Genomic DNA, 18024 nt, shown 5'->3' with positions numbered 1-18024 from the left:
CGACGAACGGCGCTCCTGCAACCCAAAATCCGCGTCCCTCGTCGGGCACAGGCGCTAGTCGGCAGCCGAGCCGCGCATTTGTTTCACGGTGCCTCACGCCGAAAGCGGATCGGCAACGTCACGGGACCCGCGATTCCCGTCGCCGGCCGCCACGTCGGGTCGCCGTCGAGCTCGATCGGCCCGAGCCTGCGGGCCAGCAGCGGCAACGCCTCGGCCATCTCGACGCGGGTGAGGTGAGCCCCCAGGCAGTAGTGGATTCCCCCGCCGAACGTCAGCAGCGGCCGTCGGCTGGCGGTGATGTCGAACCGGTCCGCGTCGGCACCGAACACAGCCGGGTCCGTGTTACCGGCGGTCGCGAACAGCGACAGATGGCTGTCGGCCGGAATCGCGACGCCGTCGACCTCGAGATCCTCGGTCGCGATCCGGCTGTTGAGCGGGCTCGTCGGCGCGACCCGGATCACCTCGTCCACGGCCTGCGCGGCCAGCTCCGGCTGCCGGGCGAGCAGGGCCCATTGCTCGGGGTGGCGCAGGAACATCGCGATCGCGTTGCCGATCTGGTGGCTCGTGGTGTCCTGGCCGGCGAAGAGCAGCGCTGTCACCATCGTTCGCAGCTCTTCGGTGCTGAGGCGGCTGCCGTCGGCCTCCGCCGCGATCAGTGCGGACAGCAGGTCGCCCGTTGGCCGCGCGCGCCGTTCGGCGAGCAGCTCGTCGGTGGCCGCGTGCAGGCCGGCGAGCGCCGCCTCGATCCGCTCCAAGTTGTCCGCGACCGTGAAGCTGAAAGCCAGGCCGAGATCGTTGGCCCAGCCGCGGAACGCGTCGTGCTGCTCGCGCGGAACGCCGAGCAGCTCACAGATGACGCGGGCCGGGTACGGGTCGGCGAACGCCTCCATGAAGTCCACGCGCCCGGCGTCCAGGAAGCTGTCGACGAGCTCGTTGGCGATCTCGATCATCCGGGGCCGCAGCTCGGCGATCGCGCGTGGCGTGAACGCCCGGCTCACGAGGCGGCGCAGCCGGGTGTGATCGTCGCCCTCGACACTCAAGATGACGGAGTTCATCCACTCCACCAAGGGCCCCTCGGTGAGCCCCTGGGCGGTGAGGATCCGGTAGGTGCCCTGACGCAGCCGGCGGTCGGCGAGCAGCTCTGCGAGCTTGTCGTACCGCAGCACGGCGAAGCCGATCGGCGTTCGTGCGCACCAGTGCGCTGCGCGGGCCGCCGTGACCTCGGCGCCGTCCGGACGGAACGCCGGATCCATGATGTCGAGGTAGGGCAACACAGGCGAAACGGCGGGGGTCGTCAAAGTCGTGTCTCCTCACGCAATCATGATCTTGCGGACCGCCCGCATGCCCGTCCCCTCGGCGACGAACGTCGGCAGCGACCACTGCCCTCAGTGACGAGAAAACGGCAGTGGTCGGAGCGGCTTACGGCAGTGCAATGCCCGATTTCTCTCGCGCCGATCGAGGGGTGATCCCGATTTGTTCCATATCGCCGCGAGAAGTGGCGACGCTGCCACGGGTGGGGACACACCGGACGTCACGAGGTCCGCGCTTTCCGCGCCGGATGGTGCCGAGAACGTGACCGGTATGCCACCCTGAGCATACCCCGCTCCGAGGAAGCCCTCGGCCCGATTACCAGCGTGACTGCACATCATCGACCGCCCGTCCTGGCACGGAACTGACATTACCGGCGACATGAAAATGACCCCCGGACCGATCGTCCGGAGGCCATTTTCGCTGGTGGTAGAGGTAGGGCTCGAGCCCGACGACCTCGTGGTTATCAATACGAGACGCCCGTCTTCGACCCCTCGCTTTCACGTGTGCAGCCGATCGATCGGCACGGTTCGTCGCTTTTGCCGTCCAGGTCGTACCGCCCGGCGAACTGCAACCACCGCGGCTGGCGAATGAGCACGATCGTCAGGTATTCAGTTTGCAATGCCGCCCTCCAGCACCCTCGCACTGACCCGTACTCAGAGGTGAGGTGCAGCGGGATTCATCTGTCAACCGGTGCCACTCGTCATGTCCGCGAGCTGTTTTCGACGCGGGCGTGCCAGAGGTCGTCCTGGACACCGGCTTTTCCCCAAAGACGGGCGACTCCGTCCGGCCCGAGGTCGTCGAGCGGGATCAGGAGCCGCTCGTAGAGCACGTCGGCGAACTCCTCGACACTGCTGACCGTCCAGGACTCCCTGCTGTTTGCGCTGAGCCGCCGCACCGTGCGTGACAGCAGCAGGAGGGTGGCGTCCGCGACGGGACGAGCGGCGATCAGCGTGGTGACATAACCAGAGTCGGGCGATGTCGACAGCTCGTGCGAGCGGCCGGCGAACTCGGCGAGTTGGCGCGGGCGGAGCCTGAAGTCGTAGGACGCGACCGTGCGGCCGGGATGGTGGTGGAATCGCCAGGTGTCCGAGCCCAGCCGCTCCAGCCGATGCTGCAGGCTCTGCGGCGCTCGTCCGCCTAGCCGATTGCAGACTGATTGCACGAAAGCAGACGGCCGCCCCTTTCGGCCTGTGTCGTGAGCACGCTCCCGACGCGGGCGACCGGCCGTGGTGACCAGCTACGAGCCTGCACGACGCCCTCGACCGAGCGGTTGAGCCGCGAGAATGTCTCAGTGGGAACGGCACAAGATGTCAGTTGGCGGGCGCACCAACCTCCCTCCGAAACTCACAGCCCTGTCGTCAGATCAGTCGAACGAGAGCCGGCAACGGACCGACTCGCCCACTGCGGGCGAGCTGCTGTCATTCGAATGTCGATTCACACGGCAGGCCGTGGACCGACCGAATGGCCGATGACTACGGGCTGGCTTACGCCTACCGTGACCCTCTCACCCAGAACCCCTGTACGACGCCAGGGGGTAGCCATGCTGTTCGCTTTGTTCGTCATCAGCCTGATAGTTGCCGCCATCCACCTGTTCCGGGATACGCATCCCCGGACGTCGAGCCGCATCGCCGAGATCATTCTGCTGTGGCTCCTGGTCATCCTCGTCGGCGTAGGCGGCGTGCTCACCTTCGTCGCACACACCGTTTATGCCGACACCACCGCAGCATCAATCGGCTGGCCCGCCGGCAACCCCTTCCAGACCGAGGTGGCGGTGGCCAACCTCGCCATCGGCGTGCTGGGCATTCTCTGCTACTGGCTCCGTGAGCAGTTCTGGCTTGCCACCGTAATCGGTTGCGCCGTATGGCTGCTCGGCGACGCCGTCGTCCACATCCACCAGATCATCGTCGCCGACAACTGGGCCCCCAATAACGCCGGACCGGCGCTGTACACCGACATCGCCATCCCACTCATCCTCATCACGTTGCTGGTGATCGCACGGCGGCACGCTCGAAGCCAGGCAGGCGCCAGAGTCGGGTAGGAGCCGCCCACAGAGCTCCTGTCGCAGGTGTTCGCGTCGGAGGTCGGCACCGCCCTCGACGCGCCGAACGTCCCTCGCAGCTTCCGAAGGATCGCCGCCGCCGGCGGCCTCACGGCGAAGGAGCGGACGCCACGAGAGCCGCGGCACAGCTTTGTGTCACTCCTCTTCGACGACGGCATGCCGATCGGGCAGATCTCGCGGCTGGTCGGCCACAGCGGGTCAGCGCCGGTGCCTGGCGCCCGGATCGCGACGCTCAGGGCGGTGTCACGAACCGGCCTTGCGCAGTCCGGCTGGGCGGTTCATCAGCAGATACACCCCGAACCCCACGATGAGGCCGGCCACCCAGCTGTAGTCATAGACCGGCTTGAGGACCGGGATCAGCCCGCCGGAGGGGAACGGCCCACTGCCGGCCGCCGAGTAGGCCCCGCCGACCGCGACCACCGCGCCGACCACGGTGGCGACCACTGCGCGCAGGTCCCAGCCCGAGGTGAACCAGTAGCGTCCACTCTCGGAGTACAGCTCGGCGAGCTCGATCTGGCGGCGGTTGATCACCCAGTACCCCGCGATCAGCACCCCCGCGACCGACGCCAGCACACCGCCGTAGAAACCCAGCCAGGTGAAGATGTAGGTCTTCGGGTCCGACACCAGGTGCCACGGCTGAATCACGATGCCGATCACCCCGGTGAGCAGGCCCGCGGTGCGGAAGTTCAGCACCCGGGGTAGCGCGTTGGAGAAGTCGTAGGACGGGCTCACCACGTTCGCCGCGACGTTCGCCGAGATCGTCGCCAACACCGCCATGATCAGACCGATGATCACCGCGACCGGGCTGGTGAACTTGCTGGCCACCTCGACCGGATCCCAGATCGCCTGGCCGTAGAGCACGATCGTCCCGGACGTGACCACGATGGAGATCATCGAGATGAACGCCATCGTGGTGGGCAGGCCATAGAGCTGGCCAAGAGCCTGGGTGCGCTGACTGCCCCCGAAGCGGGTGAAGTCGGGCATGTTCAGCGACAGCGTGGCCCAGAACGCGATCATGCCCATGAGCGAGGGGGCGAAGACCGTCCAGAAGCCCGGACCCCAGCCGAGCCTGGACGGTTCGGCGAAGATCGGGCCGAATCCGCCGACCTTCACCACGACCCAGATCATCAACCCGAGGAAGCCCACCGACACCAGCGGTGCGGCCCAGTTCTCGAAGCGGCGGAGGGCATCGATTCCCCGCCAGATCAAGGCCATCTGCACGACCCAGAACACGGCGAAGGACAACCACATCGTCCACGGCTGACCACCGAACCCCGCGGCGTGCAACCACGAATCCCCGGCCAGTGCGCCGACGATCACGAAGATCGCCTGACCGCCGACCCAGGTCTGGATCCCGAACCAGCCACAGGCGATGAACGCCCGCAACAAGGCCGGCAGGTTCGCACCCCGCACCCCGTAGAACGCCCGGGCGAACACCGGGAACGGGATGCCGTACTTCGTGCCCGCGTGGCTGTTCAGCAGCATCGGCACCAGCACGATGAGGTTGGCCAGCGTGATCGTTCCGAACGCCTGCAACCAGTTCATCCCCAGCGCGACCAGCCCGGAGGCCAGCAGGTAGCTGGGGATGTTGTGCGCCATACCCATCCACAGCGCGGCGTAGTTGTAGGTCGTCCAGGTCCGCTTGGACAGCTCGGTGGGCAGTAGCTCGGAGTTCGCGTAGCGGCCTCCGGCCAGCGCGCTCCGGTCGGCGAGGTCAACCCGCCCATCCGGGTTGACGGCCTGCGATCCGAACACATCGGTCATAGCAATAGGACTCCTTGTCTCGCAGGGCTCGCCAAAGCGTTAGTTCCGCAGAGCACGCCGAAACTCCTTCCAGGCAGCGTTGCCATTCCGGTGGCAGAGCGCCATAGCCCGCGGGAAGGATCCGACACCGGAGGGTGCGTTCACACCGCTCAAACCAGTTGACATCCCACGGCGGTCGCGGCACCGGCACACAACACTCTTGCCAGGAATTTACCGCCCCACCACGCCTCTCAACTAGTTACTGAGGGATCTCAGCAAGTTGTTGCCAGAACCAAGGGCTTGGTCTCTGTGGCCGGATTATGGTGTTTCGGTGCGCCGCCCAAATCCTCGCCGAGGAGCCGCATACTCGGGGCACGTCAAGAAGCACGGACCGAGCCGGCGTTATCGCATTGAGCTCGGTCCCGACCCGCTGTCGGGGCGCCGGCTCACGAAGGGAAGTTTCCCGACCAAACGGGCCGCGCAGGGCAGCTGCGCCGAGGCGCGCTCTCGCTTGTCCAGCGCGGGCCGCTCGTCCGTTCGGCACGAAAGACCGTCGGGGACTTCCTGGAGGAATGGATTGCCTTCCGCCAGGTCGATATGAAGCCGCCAGCCTGGCGCGATTACCGGGATCACCTCGACGCCGATGCGCTACCCGTTGTCAGCGCGACGCCGCTACGCGAGCTGGACACGATCCGGCTCAACCTGCTCTGCGTGCACCTCCTGCAGCAAGGGCGGCGGCACGCCGATCGGGACGGGCTGATGTTCGCCTACTGCCGGGCCGAGCTGGCGGCCGGGCGTGAGCCGACGGCGAAGGCGGCCGCTGCGGCGGGCGGAATGACCTACGACGGCGGACGCAAGGCACTGACCCGATACCGCCGCGCGCAGGTTCCCCGCCAGCACGACGGCGGGTCGGCACCCAAGACCATCCGGAACGTGCACGTCATGCTGCACGGCGCCTTCGCCGATCCGTCCGTTGGAATCTGCTTCCACGCAACCCGGCGACCGACGCCCGCCCGCGGCGTGTACGGCGACGCAGGCCCCTGATCTGGTCAGCCGCGGAGCTACGCCGTTTCGTCGCCCACGCGCGCTCGGATCCGTAGTCAGCGCTGTGGCTGCTCGTCTGCACGACCGGGCCGGCGCAGCGAGCTGGCCCGGCGGCGCCGATCCGACCTCGATCTCGACGACGGACGGCTCAGCTCCAGAGAGACTCGGGTGGTGGTCGGCGGGTACGCCACGGACTCGGACGGCAAGTCCGACCACGGCCGGCGGACGCTCGCGCTCGACCCGGTCACGCTGGAGGCGCTGCGTGAGCACGTCCAGCGCTGGGAGGAGTGGAAGCGGGAGTTCGGCCACGACGGCGTGCACCTGTTCTGTCACCCCGACGGCCGCCGATCCATCCGGACACGGTCACCGCCTGGTTCGGCACAGTTACGCCACTGCCGCCCTGCGCGCCGGTCGTCGGGATGGCGGTCACCTTAACTGGGTGAGGCTCATTGCGGTCGGAACGGCTTCGGTGGCCGAGGGGCTATGTCTCATCCACGCCACGGTCGGCCCGTCGGCGCTACACGCTCCGCTCAAGCGGGCCGAGAACGCAGGCCAGAGTCGTCCACATGAGCTGGAGGAACGCGTGGCGGAATCAGCACAGCCGGGCGGAGTCGCCCCGCAGGCGGACGGGAAAACAGACGAAACCCAGGCAGCGAAAGCACCAATGTGGGGACCGCTGCTGATCGGCCTCCTCATCGCCCTCGTCATGGTGACCATCATGGCGACGACCTACATCTCGGCGAACCATGCTGTCGTCGCTCACAACCTGCCCTGGGGAGTCACCGGGTCGTCGCCGTTGACCACCGAGGTGCAGCAGAGCGTCAGTCTCGACATCCACCAGTACGCGAACCAGGGCGACCTGGAGAACGCAGCCAATCACGCCGAGATCTATGGCGGATTCGTCCCGCAAACCAACACTCTGATCATCAACGTCGCGGCGAGCCTGTGGGCTCCGTTCGTGATGCCCGAGGCATACCTGAAGGCGGCCGAGCAGCAGGGGGTGAAGCTACATGTGACGCCGATCAACCTTCTCCCTCCGGAAGACCCCGAGGGGGTAGTCCCCGGACTCGCCCTGTTCGTCCTGCTGGTGGCCGGCTACCTCGGGTCCACGTTTGCGATGCAGCGCACCAAGATGGCGACGGCCCACCGCCGCGTTACGGCACTGTTCGGCTACTCGATCGTGGTCGCTCTCGTCGTCGATCTGATCGCCGGCCCGATCCTCGGGGCATACCCAGATGTGGGCAGCAACTTTTGGAAGCTTTGGCCGGCGTTCGCGTTGATCTGCTTCGCCGTCGCGCTGCTTGCTGCAACGTTGCAGAGTCTGATCGGTCCGCTCGGCACGCTGGTGACAGTCATCGTCGTCGTCTTCGTCGGCAACCCCTCAACTGGCGGCGGGAACGGGGTCGCGTACCTGCCTCCGTTCTGGCAGGACATCGGGGTCGTGCTGCCGCCGCGAAACGGCCTCTACCTGATCCGCAACATCCTGTATTTCCACGGCAACAGCATCACGCAGCCGCTCATCGTCCTCGGAATCTATGTCCTGGTCGGAGCAGCGCTCGTGATCTTCTTCTCCTGGGGCAACGTGCTCTGGTGGCGAGGGGATGAGCGCAAGGGCGGCAAGAAACCACACGAGACCATCAGCCCACAGGAGGAGACCGGGACCGCCGCCATCCCGCCGGGCTGAGGGCCACGAAACGACCTGTAAGAACCGCCATGGTCGTGCGGCTGCACTGTCTGCAGCGCGAGGACCGGCCGGGTGGCCCTGTCCGACCGGTTCGCAGCGATGTGGTTGCTTGCTGCGACGACCGGCATGCGGCGCTCGGAATTGCCCGGCGCGGATCGGGAGCTGCTCGACCTCGACGGGGCAAACCTCGCGATCGAGGGACACCCGCGTGATGGTGGCCGGCCAGACGATCGACTCCGACGGCAAGTCGAATGCCGGGGTCCGGCAGATCTCCCTCGACCCGTACACCGTCAAACCGTCCGGAACGAGGTCTGCGAGTTCGTCGGAGACGTCATCCACCCGTCCGACCCGGGTCGGTGCATCAGCGCCCCGAGGCCTCTGGCACCTGGGCCGTGGCCCCGACTACCTGGCCGATGTTGCCCAAATTGTGTTGCTTCGCTCCGGTACAGCACACGTTCAAGATCGCCTGTAGACCTCCTGGTCACGGCCTCCGGCCAGAAGCCAACGAAGGTAGATCTCGTTCACCGCCTCGTACTTGGCTGGCGTGAGATAGATCGTTGAATTGCCGTCGGTGACTCGCACAATGTCGCCGTCGGCCCCCTCCGGCGCACGTTCGCCCATCGGGTTCTGCAAGAGTCTGTCGACATCGATCTGACTCATCTGTGTTCTGTACCTGTCCATGAGGGGGTCGGGTCGGGAGGCGACCGCAGGGGGCACAGCCGCCCCCGGCCCCGGTCGGCGATTGATGCAACGCTCAACATTCACAGTGCCGGAACGTGTCCGGCGGGGCAGTACCGACGAGGACGTCGTGGGTGCCTCTTGGGGACACGGGCCTACCCGGTCGCCGCCAGGCCCCGACTACCCGAACGTCCTAGTCGTCCGATTCGGTGGAGACTGTCCCCATGCGTTTGTGCGCGCGCTCCGCGTCGCTCCATGGTTACGTCGAGCTCGCTGGGTCACTCGGACTGGACCCCGCGCGCCTTCTGGCCGACGTCGGGCTGACCGTGGCCGATCTCGCCGTCCCGGACAGATGGGTACCCGCGGCCGCCGTCGCGAGGGTGCTGGAGCTGTCGGCCGCGGGGTCCCCTCGGCGGGATTTCGGCGTACGACTGGCTCAGCTGCGCCGGCTGTCGTCGCTCGGTCCGCTGAGCGTGGTGCTGCGCGAGGAGCCCAACCTGCGGAGCGCCCTGCACCTGCTGATCCGGTACGAGCACAGCTACAACGAGACGATCCGGGTCACCCTGACCGAGTCCGAGCGTCTGGCCACGCTGTCGCTGTGGCTGGAGATGGGGGAACCCGCACCGACCCGGCAGGCACTCGAGCTGGCGACGGCCGCACTGGTTCGCCTCGTCCGGTTGTTGAGGGAACCGCACTGGCAGGCGCTGGCCGTCTGCTTCACCCACCCGCCTCCTGCAGACACAACGACGCACCGGCGGCTGCTGGGCCCCACCCTGCGCTTCGATCACGAGTTCACCGGCCTCGTCTTCTCTGTGAGCGAACTGAACTCGACCAACGCGCTGGCCAGCCCGGACGATCCGCTCCTACGCACCTACACCCGCCGGTTGCTGCAGTTGATCCCGCGGCCGCGTAGCGCGGACCTCGTCGACCGGGTCCGGGAGCTGGTGCAGGTCCTGCTGCCGGTGGGACGGTGCACCATGCCGCAGGTCGCCCGCGAGCTCGGGATGACCAAGCGGACGCTGCACCGGCGCCTCGAGGCACAGGCGCTGAGCTTCGCCGACATCGTCACCAGCACGAGGCGAGGTCTGGCCGAGCGCTACCTTGCTGTCGGCCGCTACACCGTCACCGACGTCTCCGAGCTGTTGGGTTTCGCCGCGCCGAGTGCGTTCTCCCGCTGGTTCCGGACACAGTTCGGCGTCAGCCCCACCGCGTGGCGCGAGGCCGCCACGAGTGTCACGGCGAACTGACGCCTCACGAGGCCACTGGCCGGGCGCCGTCGCGGAACCCCCAGCGAGCCGCGCCGGACGGCGCGCAACCGGCCGAAGCCCTGGACCGTGGACGAGCTGACGACGTGGCTACGGGCTGCACGTACGCGACCCTCTCGCTCGACAGCGGCGTCGATGCCAAGATCGTCAGCAACCGGATCGGTCACCCGCACGAGGCATCACGGTCCAGATCTACGGGCACGCTCGACCGGTAGTCACAGATCTGGTCGCAATATGAAAATGGCCCCCGGACTAATCGTCCGGGGGCCATTTCCGCTGGTAGCGGGGGTAGGATTCGAACCTACGACCTCTGGGTTATGAGCCCAGCGAGCTACCGAGCTGCTCCACCCCGCGTTGCCATGTTGCTGTCTTGCATTAAGGACAGTACACCCCCCGGAAACCTGCCTGCATCGGGGGGGTCCCCCTACGGCCACCGCCCCGCCTGCCTGGTGAGGCCGACGGGGCGGTGGGTGGGACCAGCGGAAATCAGCCGCCCGGGCCGGGCGGTGGCGGGGCAGCCGGTGGTGCTGACGTCGCTGCCGAGCCAGCGCTCGCCTGCGCCTGCTGGAACTGCTGCACCGCGTTGTCCAGCGCCTGCAGCGCCTGGCCCTGCGCCGCGAAGTCACCGCTCTGGTTCGCCGCCCGGAGCTGGTTGATCGCGCTCTGGATCGACGCCGCGGCCGCAGCGACCTGCGGGTTGGCCGACGGCGCAGAAGGCCCACCAGGTGTGCCGCCTTGCTGCGGCGCTGGTGGCGCGCCGCCTGCGGCCGGCGGTGCTACCGCTGCCCCCGCTCCGGCCCCGAACACCTGATCCAGCGCCACGGACAGGTTCGCGTCATAGCCGACCCGACCGTTGTACGACACGAGCACTCTTGCCAGCTGTGGGTAGCTGGACTGCTGGTTGGCTCGTTCGATGTAGACCGGTTCGACGAAGAGCAGCCCGCCGGCCACCGGGAGGGTGAGCAGGTTTCCGTACTCGACGGTGCTCTGCCCACCCCGCGATAGCAGGCCTAGGTCCTGGCTGACGTTCGGTGAACCGACGAACTGCGTCTGCACCTGTTGCGGGCCTAGCGTCTGTGTGTCAGGTGGTAGCTGCAGCACCGTGATCTTGCCGTAGTTGGCCGGATCGGAACTCGCCGTCACGTAGGCCGAGAGGATGTCCCGGTTGCGGAACACGAGGGCGCTCGTGAGCTGGAAGGTGGGCGTGTTGTTCTGTTGCCCACCGGCTCCTGGTTCGCCCGCCAGGATGTAGTACGGCGGCTGTGGAGCGCCGCCTGCGCCGCCCCCACCTGGCACGGTCGGGTCGGACGGGACGTCCCAGAACGACACGTTGCCGTAGAACTCGAGCGGGTTGTCCACGTGGTAGCGCGTCAGTAGCTCGCGCTGCACCTTGAACTGGTCCTCCGGGTACCGGAAATGCGCTCTCAGATCCGGGCTGATGGCCGACGCGGGCTGCACCGTGCCCGGGAAGGTCTTCATCCAGGTCTGCAGCACCGGGTCGGACTCGTCGAAGGCGTACAGCGTGACCGTGCCGTCGTAGGCGTCGACGGTGGCCTTCACGGAGTTGCGCAGGTAGCTGATGTCCTTGTCGGTCTGCGGTCGTTGCAGCGCCTGCTGCGCATCGGCCGTGGCCTGACCCAGCCCCATCCGTTCCGCGTACGGGTAGTTCTGCAGCGTGGTGTAGCCGTCGACGATCCACTCGATGCGCCCGTTGACCACGGCCGGGTAGGGGTCGCTGTCCGTGGTGAGCCACGGCGCCACCGCCTGCACCCGGTCGCGGGGGTCACGGACGTACATGATCTTCGAGTTCTGGTTGATCGAGTTGTTGAACAGGATGTTGCGCTCGCCGTAGAACAGCGAGAAGACCAGCCGGTTCACGAAGCTGCCGAGCGGTACGCCGCCCTTGCCGTGGTACGTGTAGCTCTGCGTGTCGGAGTCGTACTCCCGCGGCGCCCCGCCGGGGTCGGCACCGACGATCGAGTAGCCGTCGATCAGTTCGCCGTAGTAGATGCGCGGTTCGGTGACGCGCAGGCTCGGCGGGATGCTCTGCGACTCGTTGTTGGTGATGTCGATGCTGGTGAAGTTGGGCAGGCCGCCCTGCCCACCCGCCTCGTCCAGCACGGCGTTCACCTGGTTGGCCGGGGCCACCACGATCCCGTTGCCGTGGGTGTAGACGAGCCGGCGGTTGATCCAGTCGGTCTGGTTGCCCGTGAGGCCTGCGCTGTTCAGCTCACGAGCGGCGACGATGTAGTCCTGGGTCTTCCCGTCGATGTTGTAGCGGTCGATGTCGAGCTTCTGCGGGAAGCCGTAGAAGGTGCGTCGCTGCTGCAGCTGGGTGAACGTGTCGCCCACCTTGGCCGGGTCGAGCAGCCGGATGTTCGACACCGTCGCGGAGTCGTTGCGGACCTCCGCGGGGGTGGCGTCCGAGGTGCCGCTGTAGGGAACCTCGGTGACCTTGTCGTCCGTGAGGCCGAAGGCCTGCCGGGTGGCCGCGATGTTGCGCTCGATCGGGACCGCCTCGCGCTCGTTGGCGTTGGGCGAGACGACGAACTGCTGCAGCACCTGCGGCCACGCCGCGCCGATCAGCACGCTGGACAGGATCAGCAGCACGACGGCGATCGCGGGCAACTGCAGGTTGCGGCGGAAGACCGCGGCGAAGAAAGCGGCAGCACAGATGAGCGAGATGAACAGGAGGATCAGCTTCGCCGGCATCACCGCGTTGAGATCGGTGTAGGTGGCGCCGGTGAAGATGTCGCTGCGGTTGCTGAAGAGCAGCTCGTAGCGGTCGAGGTAGTAGGCGACCGCCTTCAGCAGCACGAAAACGCCGGCGAGAATCGCCAGCTGAGCACGAGCAGCCGCCGAGACCTGCCCGGACCTGCCACTGAGCCGGATGCCGCCGAAGATGTAGTGGGTGATCAGCGAGACCACGAAGCAGATGGCCACGGCGACGAACAGCCAGTCCAGCACGTACCGGTAGAACGGCAGCTGGAACGCGTAGAAGCCGACGTCGATGCCGAACTCGGGGTCGGTGACGCCGAACGGCGTGGAGTTGATGAACTGCTGGACGGTCTGCCAGTCGCCCTGTGCCGCGAGCCCGGCGATGACGCCGATGATCAGCGGGATGCCGATCGCGAACAACCGCAGCCGCTGGATGATCACCGTGCGGTAGCGGGCGATCGGATCCTCAGGCCCGCTGACGGGAACGAAGACAGGGCGTGAGCGATAGGCGATCCACAGTGACAGCGCCACCAGGCCGCCGATCAGCAGCCCGCCCACGAGGAACTGCACGATCTGCGTGAACAGAACGGTGGCGAAGACGCCCCGGTAGCCGACCTCCCCGAACCACAGCCAGTCGACGTAGAAGTTGATCAGGCGCGAGCCACCGAGGAGCAGCAGTACCACGATTCCCGCCAGGATGAGCAGGATCCGGGTACGGCGGCTCAACGTAGGGGCTCCCACCGGGGGCCGCATGGCCACAGGGCACGCTCCAGTCTTCGTGGGTCGGGCGCCGGGCGGATACGACGGGTCCGCTGCCGCGACGACCTGCTCGATCGCCTCCTGCAGCCGGCTCGACTATGCGCCCTGCTCACCCAACTCTACGGACGGGGTGTGGAGTTCCCGTTCGGGCCTAGATTGTTCTGTTCGTCCGATTCAGGCTGCGGCCGTGCAGGAGGGCGCCGGACGCCCCGTCGCCAGCGCATCGAGGCCGTTCAGAGCGTCCTGAAGGGTCGCGACACGGACGAGCTCCAACCCGGCGGGCGCGTTCGCCTCGGCCTCACCGCAGTTGTCGGCGGGCACGAGGAACACGGTGGCCCCCGCGTCCCGCGCGGCCCGCATCTTGAACGGGATGCCGCCGATCGGGCCGACCTGCCCGTCGGGGGTGATCGTCCCCGTCCCGGCGATGAAACGGCCGTCGGTGAGCCCGCCCGGCGTCAGCTTGTCGATCACGGCGAGCGCGAACATGAGCCCGGCCGACGGGCCACCGATGTCGCCGAGGCTGATCTTGATGTCGCCGGTGCGCGGCTCGATCCCGGGCCGGACGCCGAGCAGGCCCTGCGGCCGATCCGGACTCGAACCGAGCACGACGTCCGCGTCGTGCTCCTGGCCCGCCCGCTTGTAGGTGATCGTGACGGACTGTCCGGGCGTGGTCGTCGACAGCGCGCCGGACACCGCGGCCGGCGTGTCGACGGGGTGCCCCGACACCGCGACGATCTCGTCGCCGGGCTCGAGCCTGCCCTGCGCAGGCGAGTTCGGCACGAGGTCGGTCACCACCACCCGCGTGGGCAGGCGCAGCTCGGTGAGCGCGGCGACCTCGGCGTTGGCCTCCGAGGCCGCGAACTGCTCCGTGTTCTCCTGCTGCACCTGCTCGTCGCTCTTCTCCGGCGGGAAGACCTCGCTGCGTGGCACGACCTGGCGGTTGCCGTCCGCCCAGAGGCCCAGCGTCGCGAACAGCGTGAGCCTGTCGGTCACCGAGACCGTGGTCATGTTCAAGTGCCCGGTCGTCGGATAGGCCTGCAGTCCGTCGACCGCGACGACCGGCTGCCCACCGACGTCGCCGAGCGTGTCGTACGTCGGACCTGGACCGAGCGCCACCATCGGCACGGGCACCGTCGCGGCGAGCACCGCGAGCGCCAGCGCGAGCATGCCTGCGGCGACGAGGTTCCACGTCCGGCGGTTCACAATCTGGAAGCCTATGGGGACCTGTTTCGACGCCCTCGGACGGTCTGTGCTGCGCCGTCGGGCGGCGCATCGACGCCTGTCAATTTGTGCTGAATGCGAACAGCTCAGCTTGGGCGATCCGCGTACCGTGGTGACATGAGCGATACCCCGTTCGGATTCGGGCCGTCCGACCGCGACCGTGATGACAAGGAGAACGAGCGCGGCCGAGAGCCGGAGCGCCCGAACAACGGGCCGCAGGATCCGTTCGGCTTCGGCAACCTCCCGGGGATGCCACCCGGTGGCTTCCCCGGGCTCCCCGGCTTGCCCGGAATGCCGGGCATGCCCGGAGGTGCAGGCGGGTTCGACGTCAGCCAGCTCGGCCAGATGCTCACGCAGCTCGGGCAGATGCTCAGCCAGGCGCAGAACACCGGCGGGGGCCCCGTCAACTACGACCTCGCCGCGCAGCTCGCCCAGCAGCGACTCGCCGCCACCACGTCCTCGCTCACCGAGGCGCAGCGCGCCGCCGTCGCCGACGCGGTGAAGCTCGCCGAGCTGTGGCTCGATCCGGCCACCGAGTTCCCCGCCGGGGCCGTCGAGACCAAGGCCTGGTCGGCGAGCGAGTGGGTCACCGCGAGCATGCCCACCTGGAAGCGGCTGTGCGATCCGGTCGCGCAGCGCGTGTCCGGGTCGTGGGTGGAGGCGATCCCCGAGGAGGCGCGTTCCGCCGCCGGCCCGATGCTGGCGATGCTCGGTCAGATGGGCGGGCTCGCCTTCGGTAGCCAGCTCGGCGGTGGGCTGGCGCAGCTCGCCGCGGAGGTGGTCTCCTCCACCGACATCGGCGTTCCCGTCGGTCCCGACCGGGTCGCGGCTCTGCTGCCCGAGAACATCGAGAAGTTCACGAAGGACCTCGACCGCCCCGCCAGCGAGGTCATGATCTTCCTTGCTGCCCGTGAGGCGGCGCACCACCGGCTGTTCGCCCACGTGCCGTGGCTCAAGGAGCGGCTTCTGGGCACCGTCGAGGAGTACGCGCGGGGCATCCGGGTCGACACGTCTCGCATCGAGGAGCTGGCCAGGGGCATCGACCCGTCGAACCCGGCCGCCATCGAAGAGGCCATGCAGTCGGGGATGTTCGAGCCCGAGACCACCCCGGAGCAGGAGGCGGCCCTGGCTCGCCTCGAGACGCTCCTCGCGCTGATCGAGGGCTGGGTCGACGCCGTGGTCGCCGACGCCGTAGGAGCTCGGCTCCCCGGGGCCGACGCCCTGCGCGAGACGCTGCGCAGGCGCCGCGCCTCGGGCGGGCCTGCCGAGCAGACCTTCGCCACGGTGGTCGGACTCGAGCTGCGGCCCCGCCGGTTGCGGGCCGCCGCGGAGCTCTGGCGGCTCCTCGGCGAGCAGCGCGGGATCGCAGGCCGTGACGCACTGTGGGCGCACCCGGACCTCATCCCGTCCGCCGACGACCTCGACGACCCTGCCGGTTTCGTGGGTCGGGACGAGCTCGGCGATCCGATCGCGGAGCTGGAGAAGCTGGCGAACCGGGCAGGCGCCGAGGACCCCCAGCAGAAGCGCTCCGAGAAGTCCGAGGGCACCGACAGCACCGACAGCGCCGACGACACCGGCACCCCGGATTCCGACGGGCCGGAGCCCGAGGGCCCGAAGCCCACCGCCTGATCCTGGGCTTCTCGCAGACCCGTCGCCACCGCACGGCCACGGTGGTGAGGGGTCAGCCGGTGGCCGCCTCCGGCTCTGCCTCGGGCTCCTCGCCGTCGATTCCGAGCATGCCCAGGCCGGCGGCGGCGGAGAGTCCCTCGAGGTAGCCCATGGCGCGTTCCGCACGCGGGTAGCGGTGCACCCACGCCCAGAACCGGGTGTCGTGGCCCGGCTCGAGCAGGTGCGCGAGCTCATGGATCAACACGTAGTCGACCACCCAGCTGGGGACGTCCCGCAGCCGCTCGCTGATCCGGATCGTGGCGTCCGCGGGGGTGCATGACGCCCAGCGCGTGCGCATCGGGGGCACCCAGCGCACCGTGTGGGGCTCGGCGCGTCCGTCGAGGTAGCGGCGAGACAGTTCCATGCTCCGCCGTCGCAGCTCGGCGTCGCCTTTGCGGGCCGGTGAGCGGCGACGCGCCTCGCTGCGCTCGAGCCGGCGCACCATCTCGTCGACCCAGCGTCGTTCCTCCGAGTCGCTCATCCAGCCAGGGATGAAGACGATCACGGTGTCGCCTTCACGGCGTGCACTGACCATGCGCCGTCGGCGGTCACTGCGCCGGACCTCGATGACCGCGGGCTGCGCCATCACTCCAGCCTAGGCCCCGCCGACGGGTCGGCGCGTCACCCGATGTTGTCCACAGGGCCGCCTCACCCTGTGGACAGCTCGCTGCGGCGGATCTTTCCGGAGGTCACCATCGGGGTATGACGACCGCAACCCGCCCGTCGCCGTCCGTGATGCTCCGTCTCTCCCCGTATCGGTCGGTTCTCGCACTGGGCCCCCGTGCCCGGTTGCTCGGCCTCGATCCGGCCACGGCTTTTGCCCTCGACGATCTCCCGCCGGCGCTGGCCGCGATGGTCGACGAGCTCGACGCCCCGGCCGAGCAGAACGAGCTCGTCGAGCGGGCCGTCCGGCGTGGGGCCGACGCGGCCGAGGCCCACGCCCTGGTGCGCGAGCTCGTCGCGGCGGGCGTGCTCATCGACACCACCGTCCTGGAGCGCACGGCCCGGCACCGCGCGGAGAGCACTGTCGTCGTCATCGGGGACGGGCCGCTCGCCGTCGGTGTCGTCCTCGGGCTGGCACAGGAGGGCGTCGGCACGGTGCACGTGGAGACCAGCGGGCCGGTGCTCGCCGCCGACCTCGGCACCGGCTACGTCGACGACGACCGCGGCTCCGACCGGCTCCGGGCCACCAGGGCGGCGCTGCGGAGGCTCTGTCCTGGCACCGGCACGGGCCCACCAGGGCAGCGGCTGACAGCCGACCTGGTCGTCCTCACCGACTTCCTCACCCACGACCCGGAGCGGGTGGCGCAGCTGCACGCCACCGGCACCGCCCATCTCTCCGCCCGGGTACGCGACGGCGTCGGCGTGGTCGGGCCGCTCGTCCTGCCCGGTCGCACCGCCTGTCTTCGCTGCCTCGAACGGCAACGCTGCGCCCACGACCCCGGCTGGCCTGCGGTCGCTGCGCAGCTGGTCGGCCGGCAGGGCCGCGCCGACCCTGCGACGATCCGCGCAACCGCCGCCCTCGCCGCTGCGCAGGCCCTCGCCGCGCTCGACACGGCGGCGGGCGGAGGTGGTCCCCCTCCCACCCTCGATACGACACTGGAGCTCGACACCACCGCGGGCACGCTGCTCCGGCGCGCCTGGTCGCCCCAACCCGGCTGCGGATGCGGCGCGATCACCGACTGATGTGACGGGAGATGGAGAGGGCAACATGCGCGCAAGGGGGAGATCGGGACACAATCAAGGAGTGAACGAGTCCGCGAGCCCGCCGTCGGACGGCGTCCGGCCGGGCACGCCGGGGATCCCCGGCGAAGGCGTACCGGCAACCGGGAGTGTCTGGTCGCCATCCGCTGCAGCAGTGCCGGTCGTGACCG

General features: G+C 68.6%; 14 protein-coding genes and 1 tRNA gene. 7 read left to right on the top strand and 8 right to left on the bottom strand.

What is annotated here, in order from left to right; translation table 11 throughout:
• Positions 1-83: 83 nt before the first annotated feature.
• The gene (locus ACQPZQ_RS05875; RefSeq protein WP_433292794.1) at positions 84-1298 is read right to left on the bottom strand and encodes a cytochrome P450; all 1215 of its coding nucleotides are present in this window, start codon (positions 1296-1298) and stop codon (positions 84-86) included.
• A 713-nt stretch (positions 1299-2011) separates the two neighbouring features.
• On the bottom strand, positions 2012-2473 hold the full coding sequence (locus tag ACQPZQ_RS05870) for an arylamine N-acetyltransferase (RefSeq protein ID WP_433292792.1): 462 nt from the start codon (positions 2471-2473) through the stop codon (positions 2012-2014).
• Positions 2474-2851: 378 nt separating this feature from the next.
• On the opposite strand from ACQPZQ_RS05870, the gene ACQPZQ_RS05865 reads away from it, so the two are divergent.
• On the top strand, positions 2852-3349 hold the full coding sequence (locus ACQPZQ_RS05865) for a DUF6790 family protein (protein ID WP_433292790.1): 498 nt from the start codon (positions 2852-2854) through the stop codon (positions 3347-3349).
• A gap of 264 nt (positions 3350-3613) precedes the next feature.
• Here the strand turns inward: ACQPZQ_RS05865 and ACQPZQ_RS05860 are convergent, their stop codons facing one another.
• The gene (locus tag ACQPZQ_RS05860; protein ID WP_433292788.1) at positions 3614-5134 is read right to left on the bottom strand and encodes an NCS1 family nucleobase:cation symporter-1; all 1521 of its coding nucleotides are present in this window, start codon (positions 5132-5134) and stop codon (positions 3614-3616) included.
• 576 nt (positions 5135-5710) lie between these two features.
• On the opposite strand from ACQPZQ_RS05860, the gene ACQPZQ_RS05855 reads away from it, so the two are divergent.
• The 3 genes from ACQPZQ_RS05855 (at position 5711) to ACQPZQ_RS05845 (ending at position 7841) form a co-directional block, all read left to right on the top strand.
• The gene (locus tag ACQPZQ_RS05855; protein WP_433292786.1) at positions 5711-6157 is read left to right on the top strand and encodes a hypothetical protein; all 447 of its coding nucleotides are present in this window, start codon (positions 5711-5713) and stop codon (positions 6155-6157) included.
• A gap of 171 nt (positions 6158-6328) precedes the next feature.
• A complete protein-coding gene (locus tag ACQPZQ_RS05850) occupies positions 6329-6592 on the top strand; it encodes a hypothetical protein (RefSeq protein ID WP_433292784.1) in 264 nt (87 codons plus the stop codon).
• A 4-nt stretch (positions 6593-6596) separates the two neighbouring features.
• Positions 6597-7841 carry a hypothetical protein gene (locus ACQPZQ_RS05845; RefSeq protein ID WP_433292782.1) on the top strand — a complete coding sequence of 415 codons (1245 nt, stop codon included), beginning with the start codon at positions 6597-6599 and terminating at the stop codon, positions 7839-7841.
• A 456-nt stretch (positions 7842-8297) separates the two neighbouring features.
• Here ACQPZQ_RS05845 and ACQPZQ_RS05840 read toward each other — a convergent pair whose 3' ends face one another.
• Positions 8298-8501: a hypothetical protein gene (locus tag ACQPZQ_RS05840; protein WP_433292780.1), complete on the bottom strand. Its 204-nt coding sequence runs from the start codon at positions 8499-8501 to the stop codon at positions 8298-8300.
• 242 nt (positions 8502-8743) lie between these two features.
• Between ACQPZQ_RS05840 and ACQPZQ_RS05835 the strand changes: the two genes are divergently transcribed.
• Positions 8744-9766 carry an AraC family transcriptional regulator gene (locus tag ACQPZQ_RS05835; RefSeq protein WP_433292778.1) on the top strand — a complete coding sequence of 341 codons (1023 nt, stop codon included), beginning with the start codon at positions 8744-8746 and terminating at the stop codon, positions 9764-9766.
• Between the two features lie 295 nt (positions 9767-10061).
• Here the strand turns inward: ACQPZQ_RS05835 and ACQPZQ_RS05830 are convergent.
• The 3 genes from ACQPZQ_RS05830 to ACQPZQ_RS05820 all read right to left on the bottom strand — a co-directional run bounded on the left by ACQPZQ_RS05830 (position 10062) and on the right by ACQPZQ_RS05820 (position 14464).
• Positions 10062-10138, bottom strand: a tRNA-Met gene (locus ACQPZQ_RS05830).
• Between the two features lie 132 nt (positions 10139-10270).
• Positions 10271-13255 (bottom strand): UPF0182 family protein, encoded by a 2985-nt coding sequence (locus ACQPZQ_RS05825; protein ID WP_433292776.1) that lies wholly within the window; start codon positions 13253-13255, stop codon positions 10271-10273.
• 180 nt (positions 13256-13435) lie between these two features.
• Positions 13436-14464, bottom strand: a complete 1029-nt coding sequence (locus tag ACQPZQ_RS05820; protein WP_433292774.1) for a YlbL family protein — start codon at positions 14462-14464, stop codon at positions 13436-13438.
• Between the two features lie 135 nt (positions 14465-14599).
• Between ACQPZQ_RS05820 and ACQPZQ_RS05815 the strand changes: the two genes are divergently transcribed.
• Positions 14600-16111 carry a zinc-dependent metalloprotease gene (locus tag ACQPZQ_RS05815; protein ID WP_433292772.1) on the top strand — a complete coding sequence of 504 codons (1512 nt, stop codon included), beginning with the start codon at positions 14600-14602 and terminating at the stop codon, positions 16109-16111.
• A gap of 52 nt (positions 16112-16163) precedes the next feature.
• On the opposite strand, the gene ACQPZQ_RS05810 is transcribed toward ACQPZQ_RS05815, so the two are convergent.
• Positions 16164-16736: a M48 metallopeptidase family protein gene (locus ACQPZQ_RS05810; RefSeq protein WP_433292770.1), complete on the bottom strand. Its 573-nt coding sequence runs from the start codon at positions 16734-16736 to the stop codon at positions 16164-16166.
• 116 nt (positions 16737-16852) lie between these two features.
• Here ACQPZQ_RS05810 and ACQPZQ_RS05805 point away from each other — a divergent pair, with 116 nt between their 5' ends.
• On the top strand, positions 16853-17836 hold the full coding sequence (locus ACQPZQ_RS05805) for a TOMM precursor leader peptide-binding protein (protein ID WP_433292768.1): 984 nt from the start codon (positions 16853-16855) through the stop codon (positions 17834-17836).
• Positions 17837-18024 lie beyond the last annotated feature (188 nt).

This window comes from Pseudonocardia sp. CA-142604, from assembly GCF_050948475.1.
In the GTDB taxonomy this organism is placed as follows: Bacteria; Actinomycetota; Actinomycetes; order Mycobacteriales; family Pseudonocardiaceae; genus Pseudonocardia; species Pseudonocardia alaniniphila.
This window is presented reverse-complemented; position numbering and strand designations above follow the sequence as displayed.